This is a genomic window from Aliiroseovarius zhejiangensis (assembly GCF_014656375.1).
Classification (GTDB): domain Bacteria; phylum Pseudomonadota; class Alphaproteobacteria; order Rhodobacterales; family Rhodobacteraceae; genus Aliiroseovarius; species Aliiroseovarius zhejiangensis.
The window spans coordinates 302,956-326,301 of the sequence record NZ_BNCH01000002.1 but is presented as its reverse complement, the minus strand read 5'-3'; the positions used below and the strand labels follow the sequence as shown (position 1 = coordinate 326,301).

Annotated in this window: 27 protein-coding genes and 1 tRNA gene; 10 read left to right on the top strand and 18 right to left on the bottom strand. The window is 62.0% G+C overall.

Translation table 11 applies throughout. The features are described from left to right. Positions 1 to 149 precede the first annotated feature (149 nt). The gene (locus IE188_RS06290; RefSeq protein ID WP_191285614.1) at positions 150 to 353 is read left to right on the top strand and encodes a dodecin family protein; all 204 of its coding nucleotides are present in this window, start codon (positions 150 to 152) and stop codon (positions 351 to 353) included. A 77-nt stretch (positions 354 to 430) separates the two neighbouring features. On the opposite strand, the gene IE188_RS06285 is transcribed toward IE188_RS06290, so the two are convergent. The 7 genes from IE188_RS06285 to IE188_RS06255 all read right to left on the bottom strand — a co-directional run bounded on the left by IE188_RS06285 (position 431) and on the right by IE188_RS06255 (position 7,181). Continuing rightward, positions 431 to 859, bottom strand: a complete 429-nt coding sequence (locus IE188_RS06285) for a c-type cytochrome (protein WP_191285613.1) — start codon at positions 857 to 859, stop codon at positions 431 to 433. 127 nt (positions 860 to 986) lie between these two features. After that, complete coding sequence (locus IE188_RS06280; RefSeq protein ID WP_191285612.1) at positions 987 to 1,409, bottom strand: secondary thiamine-phosphate synthase enzyme YjbQ; 423 nt, start codon at positions 1,407 to 1,409, stop codon at positions 987 to 989. Positions 1,410 to 1,569: 160 nt separating this feature from the next. Further along, complete coding sequence (locus tag IE188_RS06275) at positions 1,570 to 1,761, bottom strand: hypothetical protein (protein WP_191285611.1); 192 nt, start codon at positions 1,759 to 1,761, stop codon at positions 1,570 to 1,572. Positions 1,762 to 2,017: 256 nt separating this feature from the next. Then, entirely contained in the window at positions 2,018 to 2,311 is a 294-nt protein-coding gene (locus IE188_RS06270) for an HlyU family transcriptional regulator (protein WP_191285610.1), read from the bottom strand. Between the two features lie 65 nt (positions 2,312 to 2,376). Continuing rightward, positions 2,377 to 4,380, bottom strand: a complete 2,004-nt coding sequence (gene rpoD / locus IE188_RS06265; protein ID WP_191285609.1) for an RNA polymerase sigma factor RpoD — start codon at positions 4,378 to 4,380, stop codon at positions 2,377 to 2,379. 181 nt (positions 4,381 to 4,561) lie between these two features. Continuing rightward, on the bottom strand, positions 4,562 to 6,544 hold the full coding sequence (gene dnaG / locus IE188_RS06260) for a DNA primase (protein WP_191285608.1): 1,983 nt from the start codon (positions 6,542 to 6,544) through the stop codon (positions 4,562 to 4,564). A gap of 49 nt (positions 6,545 to 6,593) precedes the next feature. Next, the gene (locus IE188_RS06255; protein WP_191285607.1) at positions 6,594 to 7,181 is read right to left on the bottom strand and encodes a TetR/AcrR family transcriptional regulator; all 588 of its coding nucleotides are present in this window, start codon (positions 7,179 to 7,181) and stop codon (positions 6,594 to 6,596) included. Between the two features lie 121 nt (positions 7,182 to 7,302). On the opposite strand from IE188_RS06255, the gene IE188_RS06250 reads away from it, so the two are divergent. From IE188_RS06250 to IE188_RS06225, 6 genes are all read left to right on the top strand, one after another. Continuing rightward, entirely contained in the window at positions 7,303 to 7,590 is a 288-nt protein-coding gene (locus IE188_RS06250) for a hypothetical protein (protein ID WP_191285606.1), read from the top strand. Positions 7,591 to 7,700: 110 nt separating this feature from the next. Next, positions 7,701 to 8,993 (top strand): homoserine dehydrogenase, encoded by a 1,293-nt coding sequence (locus IE188_RS06245; RefSeq protein WP_191285605.1) that lies wholly within the window; start codon positions 7,701 to 7,703, stop codon positions 8,991 to 8,993. 7 nt (positions 8,994 to 9,000) lie between these two features. Further along, positions 9,001 to 9,714 (top strand): ceramidase domain-containing protein, encoded by a 714-nt coding sequence (locus IE188_RS06240; RefSeq protein ID WP_191285604.1) that lies wholly within the window; start codon positions 9,001 to 9,003, stop codon positions 9,712 to 9,714. 85 nt (positions 9,715 to 9,799) lie between these two features. Then, complete coding sequence (gene glpX / locus IE188_RS06235) at positions 9,800 to 10,771, top strand: class II fructose-bisphosphatase (RefSeq protein WP_191285603.1); 972 nt, start codon at positions 9,800 to 9,802, stop codon at positions 10,769 to 10,771. 53 nt (positions 10,772 to 10,824) lie between these two features. Beyond that, on the top strand, positions 10,825 to 12,573 hold the full coding sequence (gene recJ, locus IE188_RS06230) for a single-stranded-DNA-specific exonuclease RecJ (protein WP_191285602.1): 1,749 nt from the start codon (positions 10,825 to 10,827) through the stop codon (positions 12,571 to 12,573). 91 nt (positions 12,574 to 12,664) lie between these two features. Then, a tRNA-Glu gene (locus IE188_RS06225) sits at positions 12,665 to 12,739 on the top strand. A 104-nt stretch (positions 12,740 to 12,843) separates the two neighbouring features. Here the strand turns inward: IE188_RS06225 and IE188_RS06220 are convergent. The 4 genes from IE188_RS06220 to IE188_RS06205 all read right to left on the bottom strand — a co-directional run bounded on the left by IE188_RS06220 (position 12,844) and on the right by IE188_RS06205 (position 15,562). Next, positions 12,844 to 13,860 (bottom strand): diguanylate cyclase domain-containing protein, encoded by a 1,017-nt coding sequence (locus IE188_RS06220; RefSeq protein WP_229836556.1) that lies wholly within the window; start codon positions 13,858 to 13,860, stop codon positions 12,844 to 12,846. Further along, complete coding sequence (locus tag IE188_RS06215) at positions 13,857 to 14,453, bottom strand: heme NO-binding domain-containing protein (RefSeq protein ID WP_191285601.1); 597 nt, start codon at positions 14,451 to 14,453, stop codon at positions 13,857 to 13,859. The genes IE188_RS06220 and IE188_RS06215 overlap by 4 nt, the downstream gene beginning before the upstream one ends. A gap of 82 nt (positions 14,454 to 14,535) precedes the next feature. After that, the gene (locus IE188_RS06210; RefSeq protein ID WP_191285600.1) at positions 14,536 to 15,231 is read right to left on the bottom strand and encodes an HAD family hydrolase; all 696 of its coding nucleotides are present in this window, start codon (positions 15,229 to 15,231) and stop codon (positions 14,536 to 14,538) included. Between the two features lie 52 nt (positions 15,232 to 15,283). Further along, positions 15,284 to 15,562, bottom strand: a complete 279-nt coding sequence (locus tag IE188_RS06205; RefSeq protein WP_191285599.1) for a DUF3572 domain-containing protein — start codon at positions 15,560 to 15,562, stop codon at positions 15,284 to 15,286. Positions 15,563 to 15,662: 100 nt separating this feature from the next. On the opposite strand from IE188_RS06205, the gene IE188_RS06200 reads away from it, so the two are divergent. Continuing rightward, positions 15,663 to 17,048 carry a diguanylate cyclase domain-containing protein gene (locus IE188_RS06200; protein ID WP_191285598.1) on the top strand — a complete coding sequence of 462 codons (1,386 nt, stop codon included), beginning with the start codon at positions 15,663 to 15,665 and terminating at the stop codon, positions 17,046 to 17,048. A gap of 45 nt (positions 17,049 to 17,093) precedes the next feature. Here the strand turns inward: IE188_RS06200 and IE188_RS06195 are convergent, their stop codons facing one another. From IE188_RS06195 to IE188_RS06180, 4 genes are all read right to left on the bottom strand, one after another. After that, positions 17,094 to 17,609, bottom strand: coding sequence for a periplasmic heavy metal sensor (locus IE188_RS06195; RefSeq protein ID WP_191285597.1), 516 nt, complete (start codon positions 17,607 to 17,609; stop codon positions 17,094 to 17,096). Beyond that, the gene (locus IE188_RS06190) at positions 17,606 to 18,076 is read right to left on the bottom strand and encodes a hypothetical protein (protein ID WP_191285596.1); all 471 of its coding nucleotides are present in this window, start codon (positions 18,074 to 18,076) and stop codon (positions 17,606 to 17,608) included. The genes IE188_RS06195 and IE188_RS06190 overlap by 4 nt, the downstream gene beginning before the upstream one ends. Next, positions 18,063 to 18,650 (bottom strand): RNA polymerase sigma factor, encoded by a 588-nt coding sequence (locus IE188_RS06185; protein ID WP_191285595.1) that lies wholly within the window; start codon positions 18,648 to 18,650, stop codon positions 18,063 to 18,065. The genes IE188_RS06190 and IE188_RS06185 overlap by 14 nt, the downstream gene beginning before the upstream one ends. A 77-nt stretch (positions 18,651 to 18,727) precedes the next feature. Beyond that, complete coding sequence (locus IE188_RS06180) at positions 18,728 to 19,339, bottom strand: EF-hand domain-containing protein (protein ID WP_191285594.1); 612 nt, start codon at positions 19,337 to 19,339, stop codon at positions 18,728 to 18,730. Positions 19,340 to 19,538: 199 nt separating this feature from the next. On the opposite strand from IE188_RS06180, the gene IE188_RS06175 reads away from it, so the two are divergent. Then, complete coding sequence (locus tag IE188_RS06175; RefSeq protein WP_191285593.1) at positions 19,539 to 19,967, top strand: DUF983 domain-containing protein; 429 nt, start codon at positions 19,539 to 19,541, stop codon at positions 19,965 to 19,967. Positions 19,968 to 19,970: 3 nt separating this feature from the next. Next, positions 19,971 to 20,711, top strand: coding sequence for an NUDIX hydrolase (locus IE188_RS06170; protein ID WP_229836553.1), 741 nt, complete (start codon positions 19,971 to 19,973; stop codon positions 20,709 to 20,711). A gap of 3 nt (positions 20,712 to 20,714) precedes the next feature. On the opposite strand, the gene IE188_RS06165 is transcribed toward IE188_RS06170, so the two are convergent. The 3 genes from IE188_RS06165 to IE188_RS06155 are packed head-to-tail and all read right to left on the bottom strand — an operon-like array spanning position 20,715 to position 23,269. After that, positions 20,715 to 21,620, bottom strand: coding sequence for an EamA/RhaT family transporter (locus IE188_RS06165; protein WP_191285592.1), 906 nt, complete (start codon positions 21,618 to 21,620; stop codon positions 20,715 to 20,717). 41 nt (positions 21,621 to 21,661) lie between these two features. Then, on the bottom strand, positions 21,662 to 22,183 hold the full coding sequence (locus IE188_RS06160; RefSeq protein WP_191285591.1) for a lipocalin family protein: 522 nt from the start codon (positions 22,181 to 22,183) through the stop codon (positions 21,662 to 21,664). A gap of 42 nt (positions 22,184 to 22,225) precedes the next feature. Further along, positions 22,226 to 23,269 (bottom strand): aldo/keto reductase, encoded by a 1,044-nt coding sequence (locus tag IE188_RS06155; protein WP_191285590.1) that lies wholly within the window; start codon positions 23,267 to 23,269, stop codon positions 22,226 to 22,228. Positions 23,270 to 23,346: the final 77 nt, after the last annotated feature.

Below are 23,346 nucleotides of genomic sequence, written 5' to 3'. Positions count from 1 at the left end.
GCAGCCTCTAGGTCTTGTGTAGTGGGAAATAGACGCCCCAAGATGCGCGATACCCCACTGTCACGGGGAAAGATTGCTTTCCCTTCCCCTGCACGATGGGCGTAGACTTGACCACTCTGCCCACCATTCATCCAAAAGGGAGACACAACATGACCATCGCACGCGTGACAGAAATTTCCGCCACCTCGCCGAAAAGCTTTGACGACGCCGTGGAACAAGGGGTGAAACGCGCCGCAGACACCCTGCGCAACGTCGTCAGCGCCTGGGTCAAGGAACAGTCCGTGAAGGTCGAAAATGGGAAGGTTGCCCATTATCAGGTCAACCTGATGGTGACATTCGTCCTGGACGACTAAGCGTCAAATGACATTCAACGGTCGCAGCGCCCCGCGGCAAAACACGGGGCGCTGAAACTGGTTTGTGCAACGGCAGGCTATTCCTGGATGGTTTGCAAGTAATAAACCAAGCTCAGGATGCGGCCATGCGCGATCTCTTCGGGGCTGAGGCCGGGGTGGATGGCCCGCGGCATGGCTTCTGCCGTGAAGATCGGGCCCCAGATCGGCATATTGCTGTCGCCATGGCCCTGAATTTCCCGCTTGCCGCTGATCGAGTCATAGACACGCTCTAATGGAAATACTCCATCGTTGTCCTTGGCGAGCGTCGTCAGATTGCGCGGTCGCTTGGCGAACAATTCGCCGACAGGTCCGCCCCCGCCACCCATTTCTCCGTGACAAACAGCGCAGCTCGTCATGAATACCGTCTTTCCAAAATCGGCATCCTGAGCAAGCGCCACACCTCCTCCGGCCAAATTGGCCGTAAGGAACGCCACGCTGCACATCAGTGTTTGAATGCTTTTCGTCATGTTAAATCCTCCCAACAAGTTTCTGTCAGGGGGCAATTGCTTTGGAGGCCACTCGCCCCCCGGACAACTCATCCCTGAGTGGCTAATTCGAAGATAGAACACTCTTACGCTGGCCGATTGCGCTGGATCAATCGCCTAGAAGATGCACCGCCACGTGCCGGGTGTGCGGCGCGTTCCGGTGTTCAAACAGGTATATCCCCTGCCATGTGCCCAGCACCATCCGCCCGCTCTGCACCGGGATGGACAGGCTGACCGGCAGAAGGGCCGCCTTGATATGAGCGGGCATGTCATCGGGGCCTTCATAGGTATGGGTCAGATAGGACATGGACGGATCAGATGTGGGCGGGACCAACCGATGCAGGAAGTTTTGCAGGTCGGTCCGGACTTCGGGATCCGCGTTTTCCTGGATCAGCAGCGAACAGGAGGTGTGGCGCACAAACAGCGTCAGCAACCCGTGACCCGCCCCCTGATCGGACAGCCACCCGGCCACATCGGCGGTGAAGTCATAAAGGCCGGGGCCTTGCGTTCGGATCGTGAAGCCATGTCTCATGGCGGTGATACAATGTCACCCGACCGATCTGCGCAAGGCCCGTCGTTCGTTTTTCCGGCACGTCAAGGCAATTGAAGTCAGGTCAGCAGGGCCGGCACCCTTTCTGCCTTTGGTCGCGTGAGTGGCTTGCCTTGATGTGCCGGAAAACACAGCGGAAACCCTAGAGCGGGACCAGGGCGGGGCGTCGTGAGACATGCCCATCCTGCCGCCGGGTTTCCAGTTTCATAAGCGCTCTCAGCCGCCCGGACCTGACATCCGGTCGCCCGTCGTGCTGTGCCAGTTCTTCCTGCAAGTTCGTGATTGGCCCCTTCAGGCCGGTTGCGTATGTCTGCGCGCCCACCGTCTTACGCATCATAATCCCCAGTCTCAAAAAGTATCGTGTCAAACAAAGCGATCGTCCAATGTGTTCACATTATCGCCACATTTCCGCCCTAATTCAAAGAAAACAGATTCATCGCCCTTGAAAACATGAAAAAACAAACTGTTTCCAGGTCGGAATTCAGGCTCGGAGAGAACCCAGTTCAGGAAATTCGTGAATAAATAGACGCCCACCCACCTTATCATCATAACGGGCCGGTGTAACTGACCGAGATTCGTTTACCCGTGGGTCAGTCGAAAATCCGCTCGCCCATCTGGTCAATATAGATCCGCGCCTTGCGCAGGCTTTCAGATGACGCCGCCTCTTGCGACCCCAACACATCCGCCCGGATCATCATGTGCGATTTCAGTTCCCCGTCGATCTGTTTCTCGATCCGTGCCCCGATGCGATAGCCGCCCGTATCCTTGGCCGGTTCGGGATAGATGGCAAAACCGTCATGCATGACCGGATCGGGTCGAGCCGTCGCCGACCCGGCCTGTGCCGATGCGGATCCAACGCCGAAAAGTTTTGAAAGAAGGGACATGAGTGATCCTTTCTGCCGGGGGCGTGTGAGCGACGAAAAACGCCCCCTTCCGGGGGCGCTTACAGTTATTGATCCAGGAACGACCGCAGCTTGCGTGACCGGCTGGGATGCTTCAGCTTCCTCAGCGCCTTGGCTTCGATCTGGCGGATCCGTTCGCGGGTCACGCTGAACTGTTGACCCACCTCTTCCAGCGTGTGGTCAGTGTTCATGCCGATACCAAAACGCATGCGCAGCACGCGTTCCTCACGCGGGGTAAGGGACGCCAGCACGCGGGTCGTTGTTTCCTTAAGGTTTTCCTGAATGGCGCTGTCCAAAGGCAGCACGGCATTCTTGTCCTCGATGAAATCACCCAACTGGCTGTCTTCTTCGTCGCCGATGGGTGTTTCAAGGCTGATCGGCTCTTTGGCGATTTTCATCACCTTGCGCACCTTCTCAAGCGGCATTTGCAGCTTTTCGGCCAGCTCTTCGGGCGTCGGTTCGCGGCCGATTTCGTGCAGCATCTGGCGACCCGTCCGCACCAGCTTGTTGATCGTTTCGATCATGTGCACCGGAATACGGATTGTGCGGGCTTGGTCGGCGATCGAACGCGTGATCGCCTGCCGGATCCACCACGTCGCATAGGTCGAGAATTTGTAGCCGCGGCGGTATTCGAACTTGTCCACGGCCTTCATCAGACCGATATTGCCTTCTTGAATAAGATCAAGGAATTGCAACCCGCGGTTGGTGTATTTCTTGGCGATCGAGATCACCAGACGCAGGTTCGCCTCGACCATTTCCTTCTTGGCCTGACGCGCTTCCTTCTCGCCTTTCTGCACCTGCTGCACGATGCGGCGGAACTCGGGAATGTCGACGCCGACATACTGACCGACCTGCGCCATGTCACCGCGCAACTGTTCGACCTTGTCCGAAGACCGTTCGATGAATCCCTGCCAGGCACGGCCCGACTGGTTCGCCATATCCTCAAGCCAGGTGGGGTCCAGTTCGCGCCCCCGATAGGCGTCGATGAACTCGCGACGGTTGATCCGGGCCTGATCGGCCAGTTTCACCATCGCCGAGTCGATTGACATGATGCGGCGGTTGATGCCGTAAAGCTGATCGACCAGCGCCTCGATCCGGTTGTTGTGCAGGTGAAGCTCGTTCACCAAAAGCACGATTTCCGAGCGCAGCTTCTGATATTCAACCTCGGCCTTCTTCGAGAAACTGTCATCCTCGTTCAGGGTCGCGGACATTCGCAGGTCCTGCATCTCGGACAGCTTGTTGTAGTCGCGCGCAATCAGTTCCAGCGTTTCCAGAACGCGGGGTTTCAGCGCAGCCTCCATTGCCGCAAGCGACATGTTGGCGGCTTCATCCTCGTCGTCGTCATCGTCATCGTCGGACGCGATCGGATTGCCGTCTGCGTCCAGTTCGGGGCCGGTGTCCTTTTTCTCTTTCTCACCGGAAGCGGCAACGCCGTCGACACCGGGGGCGCTGGCGACGCTTTCGCTTTCGTCGTCGTCCTCCATCGCGTTGCCGAAGGTGGCGTCCAGGTCGATGACATCCCGCAGAAGGATGTCCTCGCTCAGAAGTTCGTCGCGCCAGATGGTGATCGCCTGAAAGGTCAGCGGGCTTTCGCAAAGACCCGCAATCATCGTGTTGCGCCCGGCCTCGATCCGCTTGGCGATCGCAATCTCGCCTTCGCGGCTCAACAGTTCGACCGACCCCATTTCGCGCAGATACATGCGCACGGGGTCATCGGTGCGATCCAGCTTCTCGGTCTCGGCGGTGGCGACGGTGACTTCGCGGGCGCCGGCCTGCGTCACCAGTTCGGTCGAGCCCTTCTCTTCCTCTTCCGCCTCTTCATCCTCGATGATGTTGATGCCCATTTCCGAGAGCAGCGACATCACGTCTTCGATCTGTTCCGAACTTACCTGATCGGGGGGCAGAACCTGGTTCAGCTGATCATAGGTGATATAGCCCTTCTCCCGCGCCTCGGCGATCATCTTCTTGATCGCTTTTTGGCTGACGTCGCCCATCGCTTCGTCGTCCTGGTCGTCATCCTTGCGGTCGTTGGCGGTGTCCTTGGCGGCCATGGGCCCTCCTTGCACTTGGCTTGGCGGATATGGGGCATCGGGCGTCTGCCGGTGTGATGCCCCACCTCATAGGTGATTCGCGTTGGCCGAATCATCACCTCGAATCAGTGATTCGCCAACCCGTCTATCGCGTATTCTTTGCGTGATCATCCGGAAAAGACCAGAGATCACGGCACTGTTGCTATTTCCCCTTGGTCTTGATGGGGTCGATCTGCGCCAACAGCTTGTCCAGCGCATCGCGTTCATCGCGGTTCAGAAGCGTCCCGTTATCGGCAACGTCATAGGTGGCTTTGTCCTCGGTCTGGCTGCGAAGCGCCTTGTTGCGCGCTTCCGCCGCCTGCCCCAAGCGCCATGTCACGCCCTCGTCCGGCAGCGTGTCCATGTCCTGTGCGGCATCTGCAATCTCGCGTCTCAGCCCGCGCGCCGCTTCGAGTTTCATGAGCTCTTCGTTCAGGCTGGCCTGCACGATCTCGTCATCATCGGGGTGTCGCAGGGCGGGCGTGATTCGCACATGGTTCAGCGCATAGAGCTTTTCAAGGGCCGTCGCCCCAATTCGTTCGACAATGGTGCGTTCCAACACCTCGGCGCCTTCATGGGCGTGGCGCAACAGCACACGTTGAAGCGCGCCGTGATCCGGGCCGATCATATCCAGACGCTCCATCCGGCTTTCGACCTGTTCCAGCATGTCGGGCCGACGGATCAGGATGGCCAGGATCACCGCCTCGCGCAGCACCTCTTGCGCCTGATCGTCGGCGGTCGCCAGAAGCGATGTCTTGGTCGATTGCAGCACCGGTGGCGTTGGCGCCCAACCGCGCCCCTGCCCCTTTTTCCACGGGCCGGGGCTCCACGATGCGCGCCCAGTTCCCTGCGCTTTGGGCCGCGACCGGAACAGTTCCCACCGCTTGTCCTTGATGGCCTGCCCGTAATGCGACCGGATCGAAGGATCCTTGATACGCGCAATGACCGCGCGCAGATCCTTGTCCAGCGCGGCTTTGCGTTCGGGGCTGTCAAAGACCTTGCCCTCGGTTTCACGCCGCCACAGCAGGTCGACCATCGGGATCGCCGCGTCGATCAGCGCCTGCATGGCCTCGGCCCCGCTTTCCTTCAACAGATCGTCAGGGTCCTTCCCTTCGGGCATCAGGGCAAAGCGCAGGCTCTGACCCGCCTCAAGCAAGGGCAGCGCCGTGTCGATCACCCGCATCGCGGCCTTCAGCCCGGCACTGTCACCATCCAGCGCGATGATTGGCTCGGGCGCGATGCGCCACAGAAGGCGCAACTGATCTTCGGTGATCGCCGTGCCAAGGGGGGCGACGGTCGCGCCGAACCCCGCTTCGGACAGCGCGATCACATCCATATAGCCTTCGGCCACGATCAGCGGTTGCCCTTTGCCCGCTGCTTCCCGCGCGGGGCCGTGGTTGTAGAGGCTGCGCCCCTTGTCGAACAGCGCGGTTTCTGGCGAGTTCAGGTATTTCGCGCTTTCCTCGGGGTCCATCGCGCGACCGCCAAAGGCAATCGCCCGCCCACGCGCGTCGCGAATGGGGAACAGGATGCGATTTCGGAATGTATCATAGGGCTTGCCACCCTTCGTGCTGGGCTTGGCCAGCCCCGCGCCAAGGATCAGGTCATCCTCGACCCCCTTGCCCTTCAGATGATCCCACAACCCCTGCCACGCATCCTGTGCGAAACCAACTTCCCAACGCTCCAAAGCCGCTTCATTCAGTCCACGACGGGCCAGATACTCACGCGCCGCGCTGCCCGCGCCGGTCTTCAACATCAGGCGAAAATGGCTGACCGCCATCTCCATCACCTCGACCAGTTGCGTGCGGTGATCGGCTTTTTCCTGCGCCTTGGGGTCGCGCGCGGGCATTTGCATCCCGGCCTCGCCCGCCAGGATCTCGACCGCTTCCATAAAGCCGACATTCTCGGTCTCGCGCACAAAGGAAATCGCGTCGCCTTTCTGGTGGCACCCGAAGCAATAATAATAACCCTTGCGGTCATCCACATGAAAAGACGCGGTTTTTTCCTGATGGAACGGGCATGGCGCCCACATGTCGCCCTTGGCCTGATTGGATTTGCGCTGGTCCCACATCACCTTGCGCCCGACGACCTGTGACAGGCTCAGACGGTTGCGCAATTCATCAAGGAAACCGGGTGGCAGGGACATGGGTTATATATTGGCGCGACGGACGTCAGAGTCCAGTAGCGTTCATGCCTTACGCCCCAACCGCGCCGCGCACCATGTCCCAATAGATATCCGCCACCGCATCGCGCGACAGCCGCCCGCCTTCGCGATACCAGGTGTTCACGCCGGTCAGCATGGCGATCAGGGCCATCGTAGTCAGGCGGATATCGGGGGCGGTGATCACGCCCTCGGCCTGACCGGCGCGCAGGATCGCCTCAAGCTCGCCTTCATAACGGCGGCGCAGGGCTTCGATGGCCGCGAAGTTTTCGTCCGACAGGTTGCGCAGCTCCATGTAGGCGATGAACACGGCGTCGGGGCGTTCCAGGTGGAAGCGAATGTGAAACCGCGCGAAGGCTTCCAGATGGGCCAACGCGCCGTCCCCTTTCGGCTCCACTTCCCACGCCGCCAGCAGGTCATCCATATGCGCCTGCATCAGATCATAGAGCAGGCTTTGCTTGTCCTTTGTGTAAAGATAAAGCGCGCCCGCCTGCACACCGACCTCGGCCGCGATCTGGCGCATGGAAACGGCCGCAAACCCATGCTGTGCAAACAAGGCCAGCGCCGCTTCGCGCACCTTGGGGCCGGTGATGTCGCTGTGTGATCCGGTTTTTCGTGCCATGGCCCCTTGATAACTGAACGCTTGTTCAAATCAAACCTATTCGCGCCTCAGCGATCTTGCGACACCCGAGCCACGCAGATAAGGTCACGCCAGCCCGTGCGGCACCTTACAGGAGACGCAGATGACCCCGCGCACCTTCATCCTTGCGGCATTTTTGCCCGGCACCGTCGCCGCCTGTGCCAGTGCGCCGGATTTTCCTGCGGGCGACGCGGCCAACGCGCCTTTCCCCAAGATCGTGCCGATCAGCGAGATACAGGCACAGGTCGTCGTGCCACCCGGGGACGAAGGCATTGCCGAATTGGCTGCACGCGCCGCCGACCTGCGCGCGCGGGCTGACGCGCTGCGCGGCACCACGGTGGTTGACGAGGCGACCGAAGAACAGATGCAGGATGCGCTGTCCTCGTCCTGAACCGACACACCCCTTTCAGAAATTTCCCCGTTCCCACACCCTGCGGATTGCACCCTTCGCGGCCATTGGCTACACGTCGCTGAACCAAATGACAGCCGACGGAGAGCGACATGACCGACATCCCCCCCCTGCGCCTTGGGATTGCAGGTCTTGGCACCGTCGGCATCGGCGTGATCAAAATCATTCGCCGTCAGGCCACTCTGCTGCAAGACCGCGCCGGACGCCCGGTCACGATCACCGCCGTATCCGCCCGCTCGCGCGACAAGGATCGCGGCGTTGATCTGTCGGATTACGCATGGGAAGACGACCCGGTCGCGCTGGCACAGCGGGATGACATCGACGTGTTTGTCGAGTTGATGGGTGGTCATGACGGCCCCGCCAAGGACGCCTGCGAAGCCGCGATTGCCGCCGGCAAGGACATCGTCACCGCCAACAAGGCGCTGCTGGCTCATCACGGGCAGGCATTGGCGCTGGCCGCCGAAGACGCGGGCGTGCGCTTGCGGTACGAAGCCGCCGTGGCAGGTGGCATCCCGATCATCAAGGCCCTGACCGAAGGTCTGGCAGGCAACGAAATCACCCGCGTCATGGGCGTGATGAACGGCACCTGCAACTACATCCTGACCCAGATGCAGGCCACCGGGCGCGGCTATAACGCCCTGTTCGAGGAATGCGCCGACCTTGGCTATCTTGAGGCCGATCCCAACCTTGACGTGGGCGGCATCGACGCGGGCCACAAGCTGGCGATCCTGTCGTCAATCGCTTTCGGCACGCAGGTCAATTTCGACGCGGTCGAGCTTGAAGGCATCCAGCGCATCCAGTTGGAAGATATCGAACACGCCGCCGAGATGGGCTATCGCATCAAGCTTCTGGGCGTGGCGCAGATGACGGGGCGCGGGCTGGAACAACGCATGACGCCCTGCCTTGTGCCCGATGGCTCGCCCCTGGGGCAGTTGGAAGGTGGCACCAATATGGTCGTGGTCGAAGGTGACGCCATTGAACAGGTTGTCCTGCGCGGCCCCGGCGCGGGCGAAGGCCCGACCGCCAGCGCCGTAATGGGCGACGTGATGGACATTGCGCGCGGCCTGCGCATTCCGACCTTCGGGCAACCGGCAACCACGCTGCGCCCGGTGACGGGGGTGAAAGCGATGAAGCCTGCGCCCTTCTATCTGCGCATGGTGCTTTTGGACAAGCCCGGCGCGCTGGCCAAGGTCGCGGCGGTGCTGGGGGATGCAGGTATCTCGATCGACCGGATGCGCCAGGTCAGCCATGACCAGAAGCTCGCCCCGGTGCTGATCGTCACCCACAAATGCACCCGCGACGCGCTGGACACGGCGTTGACCGGGCTGACCAAGACCAAGGTGGTCGAAGGCGACCCGGTCGCCATTCGCATCGAAAACGTCTAGCCGCGCCGTGGACTGGTTCGCCGCCGTCGACATCTATTGCGAACGCACCGGGCCGGACTTCTGGTCCGAGCCGCTGAACGCCCTGTCGAACCTGTCCTTCATCCTCGCCGCCCTCTGGGGCTGGGCCGAGGCGCGAAAGCGTGGCCGCACCGACCCCATGACGGTGATCCTGATCGTGCTTGCTGCCCTGATCGGGTTGGGTAGTTTCCTGTTTCACACCTTCGCCAATGCGTGGTCCGGACTGGCCGATGTGATCCCCATCTGGACCTTCGTCGCCCTGTTCGCGCTGGTCGCCCTGCACCGGATCGGCGGCGTCCGCCCCGGTCGCATCGCGGTCGGTCTTGCCGTTGCGACGGGCCTTGTCGCCATCCTGTTCGCGTTCGGCGGCGATGGCAGCGGCAGCCAGACCAGTGCCACACCTGCCGCGCATGATCACACCCGGACGAACACGCTTCTGAACGGGTCCGAGCAATACCTGCCTGCCGTGCTGGCGCTTATGGCCTTTGCCGCGCTCAGCCGCCGCAAAGGCCACGCGATTGCCCCGTGGATCGCCGCCGCCATCGCCATCTTCATGCTGTCCCTAACCTTGCGCACGCTGGACATGCACCTGTGCGAAATCTGGCCGCTTGGCACACATTTCATCTGGCACATCCTGAACGGGGTGATGATCGCGCTTCTGTTCCAGGGTCTTGTTCGCAGCCCCGTTGCAAAGCCGGCATGAAAGACAAAACGACAAGCAGTCTCTTGCCCCTGCCCCGTGCGGGCACTAAACCCGACATCGAAGATTGAAAACAAGGATTGCCCCCATGGCCGATAAAGTCGTTTTTCTGGACCGCATGCTCTCGCTCGGTCTGGCCCGTGTCTCCGAAGCCGCCGCCATGGCCAGCGCCAATCTTGTCGGGCGCGGCGATGAAAAAGCCGCCGACCAGGCCGCCGTGAACGCGATGCGCGACCAGCTGAACCTGCTGGACATCCAGGGCACCGTGGTGATTGGCGAAGGGGAACGGGATGAAGCGCCCATGCTCTATATCGGGGAAGAGGTCGGCACCGGCGACGGCCCCGCCGTCGACATCGCGCTGGACCCGCTGGAAGGCACAACGCTGACCGCCAAGGACATGCCCAACGCCCTGACCGTGATCGCCATGGCCCCCCGCGGCACCCTGTTGCACGCCCCGGACGTTTACATGGACAAACTGGCCATCGGGCCGGGCTATCCAAAAGACGTGGTCAGCCTTGACATGAGCCCCGCAGAACGCGTCAAGGCACTGGCCAAGGCACGCGGCTGCGCCATGTCGGACATCACCGTCTGCGTACTGGAACGTCCCCGTCACGAAGACATGATCGAGGGCATCCGGTCGACCGGCGCCGCGATCCGCCTGATCACCGATGGTGACGTGGCCGGTGTGATTCACTGTGCCGAAGCCGACATCACCGGCATCGACATGTATATGGGCAGCGGCGGCGCCCCCGAAGGCGTGCTGGCGGCCTCGGCCCTGAAATGCATGGGCGGGCAGATGTGGGGGCAGCTGACTTTCCGCAATGACGACGAACGTGGCCGCGCCGCCAAGGCGGGCATCACCGATCTGGACCGCGTCTACAACCGCGACGAGATGGTCACAGCAGACGTAATCTTTGCCGCGACAGGCGTCACCGACGGGTCGGTCGTGTCCGGCATCAAGCGTGAGCCGGGGTTCCTGACCACTGAAACCATCCTGATGCGGTCGAAAACCGGATCGGTGCGCCGGATGATCTATCGCAACCCGGTCGCCGCGAAGTAACGCGGGTTGGCGCGGGTTTCCGCATCAAACGAGGTGCAGCGTCAGGGGCGCATATGAGCAGTTTTCTGGGGGTGGACAAGTCGATTACAGGTCGCCGATGGATCGGCCCTTCGCCCGATATCGGCCGCCAGGCGGAAGCACTGCAACAGCAATCCGACCTGCCCGCCCCGCTCTGCACCGTTCTGGCCCGACGCGGCGTCGCACCCGCTGATGCCGCCGGATTTCTGGACCCGACCCTGCGAGACCTGCTGCCGGACCCGCGCAAGCTGAAGGATATGGACGCCGCTGCCGACCGCGTGCTGCAGGCGCTGGATCAAAACGAGCGGGTTGCGATCTTTGCCGATTACGACGTCGACGGGGCGACCTCGGCCACATTGCTGATCGACTGGTTTCGGTTCTTCGGGCGGGAAGTCACGCTTTATATCCCCGACCGGATCGACGAGGGTTATGGCCCGAACGTGCCCGCGATGGAAGGTTTGGCGAAGGATCACAGCCTGATCATCTGCGTCGATTGCGGCACGCTGAGCTACGAACCGATCGCCGCCGCCCGCGCTGCTGGCGCGGATGTGCTCGTGCTGGACCACCATTTGGGCGCAGAGCCCCTGCCCGATGCCAATGCCGTCGTGAACCCCAACCGGCAAGACGAAGCCGACGCACCCGGATATCTGTGCGCCGCGGGTGTAGTGTTCCTGCTGCTGGTCGAGTTGGGGCGCCGTCTGCGCGACGCCGGTCGCCCCGGACCCGACCTGATTTCGATGCTGGATCTTGTGGCGCTGGGAACGGTGGCGGATGTGGCACCGCTGACCGATGCGAATAGGGCCTTTGTGCGGCAAGGATTGAAGATCATGGCCCGCCGTGCGCGGCCCGGCATGGTGGCGCTGGCGGATGTGGCGGGGCTGAACGAGGCTCCGCGCGCCTATCATCTGGGCTATCTGATGGGGCCGCGGGTGAATGCGGGCGGACGGATCGGCAAGGCGGATCTTGGGGCGCGACTTCTGTCCACCACGGACATGAACGAAGCCCGCGCAATTGCAGATAAACTGAATGATCTCAACGCTGAACGCCGCGAGATTGAAGCGCGGGTTCAGGATGCGGCGATGGTGCAGGCGGAAGAACGTGGGCTGGACGCCCCGCTGGTCTGGGCCGCGGCCGAGGGTTGGCACCCGGGGGTCGTGGGCATCGTCGCCAGCCGCCTGAAAGAGGCCACCAACCGCCCCGCCATCGTGATCGGGTTTGACGGGGACGAGGGTAAGGGATCTGGCCGCTCGGTTGCGGGCATCGACCTGGGCGCCGCCATCCAACGGCTGGCAGCCGATGGGTTCATCGCCAAAGGTGGAGGGCATAAGATGGCCGCCGGACTTAGCCTGACGCGCGATCAGTTGCACCCGGCGATGGAGCGCCTGTCAGCCCTGCTTGCCAAACAGGGGGCAAGCGATCTTGGCGCGGCCGATCTGAAGATCGACGGGGTGCTGATGCCTTCGGGCGCAACGGTCGACATGATCGAACTGCTGGAAAAGGCGGGTCCCTTTGGCGCCTCGGCCCCCGCCCCGCGCTTTGCCTTCCCGGACGTGAGCATCCTGTTTGCCAAACGGGTCGGGCAGTCGCACCTGAAGATCAGCTTCGGCGACGGGCTGGGCACCCGTCTTGATGCCATCGCCTTCGGCGCATTCGACGGCCCACTTGGCCCGCTTCTGGAACAACATGGCGGCCAGCGGTTCCATCTGGCAGGGCGACTCGAACTTAACCAATGGCAGGGCCGAACCAGCCCCCAATTGCGCCTGGAAGACGCCGCAAAAGCCTGATTTTCATGGGCCTTCCAGTTTTTTCAAAAAAGCTGAAAAACCCTCTTGCACGGCCCCGACCTTTCTCTTAGAACCCCCTCACCGACAGAGTGGCCCGTTCGTCTATCGGTTAGGACGCCAGGTTTTCAACCTGGAAAGAGGGGTTCGATTCCCCTACGGGCTGCCACTTCTTCCTGCGATGATTGTAATCGCCGCCTTGGCCCAGGCGTTTCCGTGACGCGTGTAACCCATTCGTTTCCTGTTGCCGGAAGGCTGCTCACCGCGCCACCATCAGTCCCCTCGGCCCAATGCTGTGGACGGTTGGGGAGGCGCTTGAAACAAAGTCGCACATGCCCGGCCCTTGTTCTTCGACATGTACAATGCTTCATCAGCATCCGCGGTCATCTGTGCGGCCGAGACCGTGTCGTAATCCACGCTTCTGGCAATCCCGATACTGGCCGAGATGCGGCAGGCCTTTCCGTCAAACGGGATCGGCCGTTCAAGCTGCGCGATGATGCGCGTTGCAATGCTGTTCAGCATATCTGCATCGGACAACCTGTTGAACATGATGACAAATTCATCCCCGCCGACCCGCGCGACCATATCGGTATCGCGCGTTTCCTCCTGCAACACCCGTGCCACCTCACGCAGCACCGCGTCACCCGCCGCATGACCTTGCGTGTCATTGACCGCCTTGAAGAAATCCAGATCGATATGCATCAGTGAAAACATACCGCCCCGGGCAATCTGACGATCGAGCTGGATGTCGAAGGCGCGTCGATTGTGCAGCCCGGTCAACCCGTCTGTCATCGCTTCGACCTGTGCTTCGGCCTTTTCGTCATGCAGACGATGGGCAAGCTGTGTGGTCGCCTCCATCGCGGCGGTCTTGGCCTCCATCAGATACAGCATCTCGACCGTCAGGTCGGTGGGCGCGAAGTCGGACCCGGCCAGTTTGTAGCGTGCGACGGCATCCACCACGGAATAGCCGAAGGACAGGTTCATCAAGACCTGATTGCCCCCCGACAGAACCGAAACCGCCCCCACCATCGTGGTCCCCGACCCGTCCTTCAGACGCAAATAGACCTTTGCATCCCCCATCGCGCGCACGTCATCCATCGACCGCACCACGCGGGGGCGCCGCAATTCGAACAGAGAAAACGCGCTGCGCCCGACCAGCGGCCCGCCAAACACCTTTTCGATGGTCGGGCCTGCATGGCTGATCCGGGCAGCACCGTCCAGAACCAGATGCATCGGCATCATCTGGTCCAGCGTGTGCAAGGCGATCGGGATGGTGCGTGGGATGGTCAAGATGCCCCTCCCGCTGCAAGGTGAAACGCCCGGCCGGTGCCATGGCGCATTTCCAGCAGACGAACGGAAATGCTTTCATCCTGTCCGTCGCGCCCCAGATGTTCCAGAAACGCAAGTGCGCCGTAATCATCTGCCAACGCCCGCAACACCCCCAACAGGATGAAGCCGACCCCCGGCGCCACGCTGCAGCATGTGATCTGAAACTCGTCGGCCGACACCGCGTCAAGCTGGATCACCGGCAGGTCCAGCTCTGGCACGGCGAGTTGTGCCCGGCCGCGCAGATCTTCGAGAGAATGCAGGAAATCCGTGTAATCCACACCGCCGAAGCGCAACAGACGGCGCACCCGCTCGACCCGTTCATCCGTCACCAGAAAGGTGCCGAAATCTTCCAGCAGCATATCCGACGGCTTGTCCAGTTGGCGCGCGGCTTCGGTGACCAGACGGTTCGCCAGATCCACGTCATATCGAAACAGGGGTTCGAAACTGTCATACCCCAATTCCAGTTCACCCATGATCGAACGCCAGCGGCCGATCCCATAGGTGAAGATCAGGAACCCTTCGAAGCACCAGAATATCAATCCATGAATCGTCATATCACACTCGTTTCCGGCCTGAGCCTAGCAGCCGAGTGTAAACAAATCGGAAACAGCCGATCAGGTCGGGACGCCGCAGTGTTCAGGTCTGCCCATTGTCCAGCCAGTCCGGGATATGGCTGATATCATCCAGTACGATGTCGGCAAACGGGGCAAGCTCGTCGGCGCCTGCGATCCCGGTCAGAACCGCGATGGTCCGCATGCCCGCGGCACGTCCGGCGCGCAGGTCGTGCAGGCTGTCGCCCACCATCGCCACGCGCTCTGGGGCAAGACCTGTCGCAGCGGCAAAGGCCAGGCACGGCCCCGGCGCGGGCTTCACACCATGCCCGCTGTCATAGCCTGAAATGAAGTCGAACAGCCCCGTCACGCCTGCCGCATCCAGATGCGCCCGCGCCGGGCGTTCAGCGTCATTGGTCGCCACACCGATCTTCAGCCCGCGCCGGCGCAGATCGGTCAGAAACGGCGCAAGGGCGACGGCCTCGACCTGCGGGGCGATGGCGGCTTCTTCGTTAAGAATTGTTTCCAGCGCCGCGTCGGTATAGGCGACATGCCGCCGAAGCTGCGCCACGACCTCACCCGGCGTGCCGGCGATCACCACGCTGGCGGGGTGGAACTGTCTGGAATCGATGTCGAATCCGATATCCGCACCGATCACGCGGGCGCGCTCCGGATCATCATCGGTCAGCCGCATCAGCACCGCATGCGCCCAGGATTCCCACGTTGCCTCGAACAGAAACAAGGTGCCATCCTTGTCGAAAAGCAGTGCGTCGATGCTCATATCGGCCCTTTCCGGTTAGATCACAATATACTGTAATGATTCATTTTTTCAGTCAGGTCCAATGTATCTGCGCCCCACCGGGAAGCATCTGCCGAGCCATTGCCAACTGGTCATAAGGCAGGCTCAATGCATCACTGGCACGGATCACCCAGGCATCATCCATCAAGAGGAAATCCAGCACCGAACCAAGAAAACCCGGATCCCCCGCGCTGGCGCGCAGCGCATCCTGGTCCACGCCCGTCGCCCCCATGAACACCGGCAACAATTCGTCATCCGCGACCAACCATGCCAGCGCCTTTAGCGCGGTTGTTTCGGCGTTTTCCGGCGTCATCCCTGATCTCCTTAACGATTGGAAAGGTTTTCTTAACCAATCTGGCAGCAATATGAACAGACCTTAAACCTGAGCACAATGACAAGGGCGAGTTGACGATATGAGTGAGAGAATCCTGATCGCGGATGACCTTGCGACCAATCGCATCGTGTTGAAGGTCAAGCTGACCGTCGCCTGTTATGAGGTCATTCAGACCGATCGGTGCGACGAGGTGCCCAAACTGGCGCGCGACACCCAGCCGGACCTGATCATACTGGGGCGTGGGGCGTCGGATTGCAGCCTGGCCACCTGTCGGACGCTCAAGGCGGATCCGGTGCTGGGGATGATCCCGATCATCATCGTGTCGGATCAGGACGACCAGCGCGCCCGGCTGGAAGCAATCACCGCAGGTGCCGATGACGTCTTTTCCAAACCGCTGAACGAAGCCACCCTGATGGCGATGGTGCGCAACCTGATCCGCGCGCGGGGGGCCGAGAACGAGGTGCTCAGGCGGCGCGAACTGTCGCGTGATTTCGGACTGGCCGAAGCCCCTGCCCTGTTCGCCCGCCACGCGCGTATCGCGCTGATCGCCCCGGACGCCGAGACGGGGATCTATTGGCGGATGCATCTGGCGACCGAGATCCGCCACCGCATTGATATCATGACGCATTCCCAGGCGTTGGAGGAGGTCGGCGCGATGAAGGCCGTGCCGGATGCCTTCGTGATTGCCTCGACCCTCAAGGACACATCGGACGGGTTGCGTCTGGTCAGCGAGTTGAGATCGCGCCAGACCACGCGCCATTCCGTCATCGTGGTGCAGGATTGCGGAGAAACGCCGTCGCCCAGTTCGATGGCATTGGATCTGGGGGCAAATGCCGTGTTGCGACCCGGCTTCGACGCGCGGGAACTGGCGTTGCGCCTGACACGCTTGCTGGCCCGGAAATTCGAAGGCGACGACCTGCGTAAAAACTTCGACACCAACCTGGCGCTGGCACTGCGTGACCCGCTGACCGGTTTGCACAACCGCCGGTTCGCCCAAAGCTATTTGGACCGGCTTGAACGGGAAGCGGGCGCGAAAGGTCAGCCCTATGCGATCATGGTGCTGGATCTGGACCGGTTCAAATCCATCAATGACACCTACGGCCATCCCGTCGGTGACGAGGTTCTTGTCGAAGTGGCGAAACGGTTGAAGGGCAAACTGCGCGATATGGACCTGTTGGCGCGATATGGGGGCGAAGAGTTTCTGATCGCCCTGCCCGGCGTCACGCACACTCAGGCACAAGCCATGGCCGAACGGCTGCGGCGGGCAGTCAGCGACCAACCCGTGGCTGCGGGCAAGGTCGCGGGTGGCATCGCGGTCACCCTGTCAATCGGCGTGGCGGTGTCCAGCGACATGACACAGGCTGCCGGGTCAGCCCATGACCTTTTGCAATTCGCCGATCAGGCGCTGTACCGGGCGAAATCTGACGGTCGCAATCAGGTGATGTTCGTTTCCGACGCGGCCTGACGCCTTTCGACGCCACGGCTGGTTGCCTTGGCTGTTCCGGCGGGTCTATGGCGCACGCTTGCGCACGGATTTCTCCACCCGATCCGCAAAGGCGCGTCGTTCCTCGGCGCTCATCCTTTCAATCCGGTCCACAAGGGCTGTGCGGGCAAGATCACCGCGTTGACGCAACCGTTCCGCCTGACCGTCCATGACCGCCAGCAGCGCGCCCGCATCGAAGGGGTCTGCCCGCAGGGCGGACAACATGCTCTGAAACTCGGCCTCGAGCGCCCGCCGGTTCTCGGCGAACGAACCGCTCTGCGCGCGCAGGGCCTTGCCGATCTCGCGCCTGTCTTTGCGGTCCAGCGCCCCGGCCATCGGGGCAAACCCCAGATCACGGATCGCACCGCGGTTGGGGCCGTGCGCATCGAATCCGTGATCACGATGGCCGCCCCATTTGGCACCGATCACCAGCCCAAGAACCAAAAGGTTCAGGGTCAGTGACACGACCAGAAGGATACGCCAACCCATCCGGCGCCGCGCACCGGGTTGATCTGTCGGGGGGGTGGTCGGGGCTGTGCTCATCCCTCGTCCTCCATCAAAAGACCTGTGCCCAGATAGCTGGGGGCCATATCTTCCAGCGCAAAGGTCGCTTCGGTCGTCGTGTAATCGCCGCTCAGGATCAGCCCGCCAGACCATTGCTCAAGCTGGATCGGGGCGGAAAACCCGATCCAGACGCCGGCAAGGGTCGCCGTGGCCATGCCTGCCAGCGCGGGCCAGCCGCCAATCATCGCCTTCAGATCAGCCCAGACCCCCCGCGCCCGGCGCAGGTCACGCGCGGTGGCAAGGGCCAGATCCGGCGGAGGCGCCACCGCCGACATGGCGGGCTGCGGCTGCTCAGCCGCCGCATCGTCCAGGATGGCTGTCATCAGCGCGTCCGAGGGTGTGATCGTGTCATCCCTGGCCGCGTCAAAGAACGCCTGCAAGGCGCGATCATCCAGCATGTCGTTTTGCTTGATCCCGTCTGTCTTCTTCCTGTCAGTCTTCGCCATATCCCAACTCCTCTCGCTTCCCGGCCAGGGCTGCGGCCAGCGCCTTTTTGCCCCTTGCGGTCAGACTTTCCACCGCCTCGACGCTGATCTGCATGATCTGCGCGATGTCGGGGTTTGTTTCCCCCTCGATATGGCGCAGCGTGACCGCGATCCTTTGCCGGTCGGGCAAGCCCATCAGCGCGGCCTGCAAAGCCGCGGCGCGATCCGCCTGGATCAATGTCTCGACAGCCCCGGGCGCCTGATCGGCGGGGTCGTCGATCAGGTCGATATCGACCGTCCGACGCTTGCGCAGCCGGTCGGTGCACAGATTGGTCACGACCCGAAACAGCCAGGTGGTCACCTTGGCCTCGCCACTGCGCCAATCCGGGGCAATCTTCCACAGGCGCAGCATTGCCTCTTGCGTGACGTCTTCGGCTTCAGCACGATCACCGCCCAGCAGGCGCGCGGCAAACCCCAGCACCCGGGGCGCGAGCCTGCGGGTCAGCAACTCGGCCGCCATCGGGTCGCCGTTGCCGTAAAGAACAAGCAGCGCGTCATCCGAGGCGTCTGAATACGCATCCAAGGCCATCTTCATCCGTCCTGCCTAGCCCCTCTGCCGACAAGTGGCAACGGCTGGCCCGCCCCCGCAGAACACGGGGGCGGTGCCGTCTTTTATCCGCCGTTGCGCGCGCCTTTGCCCCCATGACCATGGCCATGACCGTGACCCTGCTTGCCCTGCCCGCGCATGAAGGCTTCTTTCTGTGCGGTATCGAACTCGGCCTGGGAAATGGCATTGTCATCGTCGGTGTCGAACCGGTCGATTATGCGTTCCAGCCGGGCCTGGTCAGGGGCCATTTCGTCCACGCTCAGCGTGCCATTGCCATTGGTGTCACGCTTGGCGATCATCTTCTCGACCATCCAGCCCATCCGCTTTTCCGCCATCGGACCCGCGTTTTGCCCCTGTTCACCGGCATTGGATTGCCGCGCAGCCATCTTCGCGGCGCGATGGGCTTGCGCCTCGTCCACCGTCAATTCTCCGTTCCCGTCCGCATCCGCAGCCGAAAACCGCGCCTGTGCGCTGGCCTGCAGGTCTTCAACGGTGATCTGTCCATTTGCATCAAGGTCCAGATCGGCAAATTCCATCTGCATGAAACCGCCCCGCGGGCCACCCATTGCCCGGCCGTCCTTGCCACCAAAGGCCACGGCGGAGGTCGCCCCCAGTGTCAGCGCCGCCCCAAGGGTCAATGCGATGGCTGTTGCAGCGTGTTTTTTCGTCATTCTCATGTCGTGTTCCTTCATCTTTTGCCTGTACGCGCCGGGCGGGTTTCTGTCCGGCGTCATAGTCCTTGAACGCGACAGGGTTGCGTTTCCGTCGCGCTCCGGCGAAATAAATCGCGACATCCCGCCGCAAGTCTGAAATCGTGGCATGATTTTCCGCAGGCCATCACCTAGTATATGTGGATGCGCGACAGAGGAATTTTGAATGACCGACACGATATCCATGACACCAGACCTGACCACCCTAGATGACGGGCAGGAACGCGAGTTGAAGCCCGCGATCCGGAAAGGCTGGAGCAAACGCTGCCCAAGCTGCGGCACAGGCAAGATGTTTCAGGGCTATCTGAAGGTCCATGACAGCTGCACGGTGTGCGGGGAAGAACTGTATCACCACCGCGCCGATGATGGTCCGGCCTATCTGACCATTCTGGTGGTCGGGCACCTGATGGCACCGCTTTTGCACATCACCTATGTGAACTTCGTGCAGGAACCGATGGTGCTGGCCTCGATCTTCACGGTTGGAACTGTGGCGGCCTCGCTCTATCTGCTGCCGCGATTCAAGGGGTTCATGGTCGGCTTTCAGTGGGCCAAGCGCATGCACGGTTTCGCGGTGAAGAACAGAACCGAGGGATAAGAAATGGACAAACCCATGGACAAGGCGGCGAACGGCGGTGCAGTGGACAAGTCGAAGGTCGTCCGGGATGCGGCAACCGTCATCCTGATCCGTGACAAGACCACACGGCCGCAGGTTCTGATGGGGCAACGCGGGGCCAAGGCAGCCTTCATGCCCAACAAGTTCGTCTTTCCCGGTGGGGCGGTCGACCCCAGTGACGGGCTCGTCCCGCTGGCGGAAGGGGGGGCGGAACCGTGCCTGACGCGACTGGGCGAACAGGCTGATCCGGCGCTGTCCTCGGCGCTGTTGGTGGCGGCCATTCGTGAGCTTTGGGAAGAAACCGGACAGATGCTGGCGGCCCCCGGGGATTGGGACGGACCCGTTCCCAAGGGGTGGGAAGCCTTTGCGACTGAAGGCCTGATCCCGTCAGCGCGCGGCATGGCCTTTGTCTTTCGCGCGATCACGCCCAAGGGGCGCACGCGCCGGTTCGACGCCCGGTTCTTTGCCGTGGATGCGGACGAGCTGCGCACCGATATCGACGATTTCTCGCGCGCTTCGGATGAACTCAGCCACCTGCAATGGATCGCGCTGGACGATGTGCGCCGCTTCGACCTGCCCTTCATCACCGAGGTGGTGCTGGCCGAGATTGTCGGCAACCTGCCGGATCTGGGCGCGCCGGCACAGGTGCCGTTTTTCAACAACTCGGACGAGGAAAGCCTGTTTGAACGGCTGGGCGGTGTCGGACCACTGAGCGCGATGGGCTGAACGCTAGTTCAGGAACAGAACCAGCACCAGCACCGAAATCAGGATCAGCGCAGTCCCGGCATATTCGCGCCCTGTGACCTTTTCACGAAACACAAACAGCGTGGCGGCGTAAGAGAACAGAAGCTCCACCTGCCCCAGCGCCTTGACCAGCGCCGCGTTTTGCAAGGCAAAGGCAGTGAACCAGCAGAAACTGCCGATCATCGAACTCAGCCCCACGAGGGCGCCGACCCGCCACGCCGCAAAGACGCGCGTGATTTCACCTTTTTCCCGCAGGGACATCCAGACGATCATGATCCCGGACTGGAAGGCCGTGACCACCGCAAGCGTGAAGCCCGCCCGCGCGATCACATCCTGTGCGGGCAACGACAAGGCCGCGCCGCGATAGCCAATGGCCGAGACCGAGAACAACAGGCCCGCCCCCAGCCCCAGGGCGGCAGCCCGGTTGAAAAAGCGCCTCCATCCGGACTTGCCGCCCTCGGGCGGGTCGGACAGCAGGATCAGGCCCAGGAAGCCCACACCAATCGCCAACGCGCCAGCCAGCCCCACCCCTTCGCCCAGAACAACCAGGCCTACAAGCGCGGTCAGCACGACCTCGGTTTTCTTGAAGGTGATGCCGACGGCGAAATTGCGTTCGGCAAACAGAGCGACCACGCAGACCGTGGCGAGGATCTGGGCGACACCGCCGGTCAGGGCAAACAGAAAGAACCGTCCTCCGGGCACCGGTGCCGCCTGATCGGTCGCGGACAGATAGATCACAAGGATCAGCGCCACCAGCGGCGCGGAATAAACGAACCGTGCCAGCGTGGCCCCGGTCGCGGACAGCCGCGTATCCTTCAGCCGTTTTTGCAGCATGAACCGCAGGTTTTGCGAAAACGCCGCGGCGATGGTGATGGGGATCCAGGCTTGCATGATGTCCCTTTGGCACGGCCATGGCGAAAACGCCAGCGGCCCTAGCGTATTTGCAGCCGCGACAGGTTATAGCCGTTGAAGCCCAGCACATCACGTGCTGCCTTGATCCGATCCTCGCCGCCCGAACGGGACCGGTCGATGATCCAGCCGAAACTGCCCGATGGGGTGCCGATGGCCGCGGTGCGATAATCGGCGTCCACCCACAGCACCCAGTATTGCGTGTCAAAGGGCGGCGTGCCGACGGTGATCCGCCCGGGCGCGGGCTGCTTGGTTGGATACCGTTCAAGCAACCCCGATGGGCCATAAACGTCCATCGCTGTAATCTTTCCATTGCTGTGGGTCAGGTTCACCGCCCCGTATGACGGCTTTTCACCGGGATAGACGAACTCCCCGCGAATTTCCCAACGTCCGGCAAAGCGCGACGCATCGAACCGTGTGGTCGAGCTGAGCGGCCGGGACTTGCCGCGATGAAACTCGACACCCGCGCCGCCGCCCACGCAGGCGGTCAGGCTCGCCGTAAGGGCAGCCGCCCCTGCCATGGTCAGTATCTGACGTCGCCTCATGGCCTTATCCCCTTTGTCCTGGTGGTCGACACCCATCCCTCTTCAAAATGGCATTGGATGGGCGCGATGGGTCTGGTCGATGTCTTTCATCACGTCATCTGACAGGACCAGATCCTTGCCGTCCAGAATGCGGCCAAGCTGTTCCATCGACGACGCGCCAAAAATGGTCGACCCCATGAAGGGACGCGACACCGAAAACGCCAGCGCCATATGCACCGGGTCCAACCCGTGTTTCTTGGCCACCGCAAGATAGGCGTCCACGGCTTCGAAGGCCCGTGGCGTGGCCCGCCCGCCCAGACCCGGCGACAGGTCCAGCCGCGATCCCTTGGGCACCGCGCCTTTCTGGTATTTGCCGGTCAGAAGCCCGGTGGCCAGCGGCGAATAGGCCAGCACCCGCACGCCTTCGTTCATGCAAAGCTCGGCCAAATCTGTATCGGCCAAGCGGTGCATCAGGCTGTATTCATTCTGGATCGAGATGACTTCCGGCGCGCCCATTTCACGCGCGATGCCCAACCACTGGGCCGTGCCCCATGCGCTTTCATTGGACAGGCCGAAATGGCGCACCTTGCCCGCCGCCACGACCTCGGCCATCGCCTGCAAGACATCGCGCATATGCGCCTCGACCTCGTCCTTGTTCTGGCCAGAGGGGTCAAACGTCCAGTTCTGCCGAAACGCATAGCTGCCGCGAATGGGCCAGTGGGTTTGGTAGATGTCGATATAGTCGGTGTTCAGCTTCACAAGGCTTTCGTCCACCGCCTCGCGGATGATCGCGCCGTCATAGCCCTTGCCACCGCGCTTCCAGCCCGGGTTGTCGCCAGAGACTTTGGTGGCAATCACCACGTCATTCCGCCGCCCGCTTTTGGCAATCCAGCTTCCGATCACTTCTTCGGATCGGCCACAGCGTTCCGCCTTGATCGGATTGACCGGATACATCTCGGCGGTGTCAATGAAGTTGATCCCGTGATCCAGTGACATGTCGATCTGGGCGTGCCCCTCGGTCTCGGTGTTTGTTGACCCCCAGAGCATCGAGCCAAGGCACAGCGCGCTGACCTCGATCTTGCCACCTGCCAGTTTGTTCATCCGCATCGGTTCATCCTTATTTCATCTGCTCGCGCGGCAGGGTTGCGCATCGCATTCGGCAGAACAACCCCAAAACGCCGCGC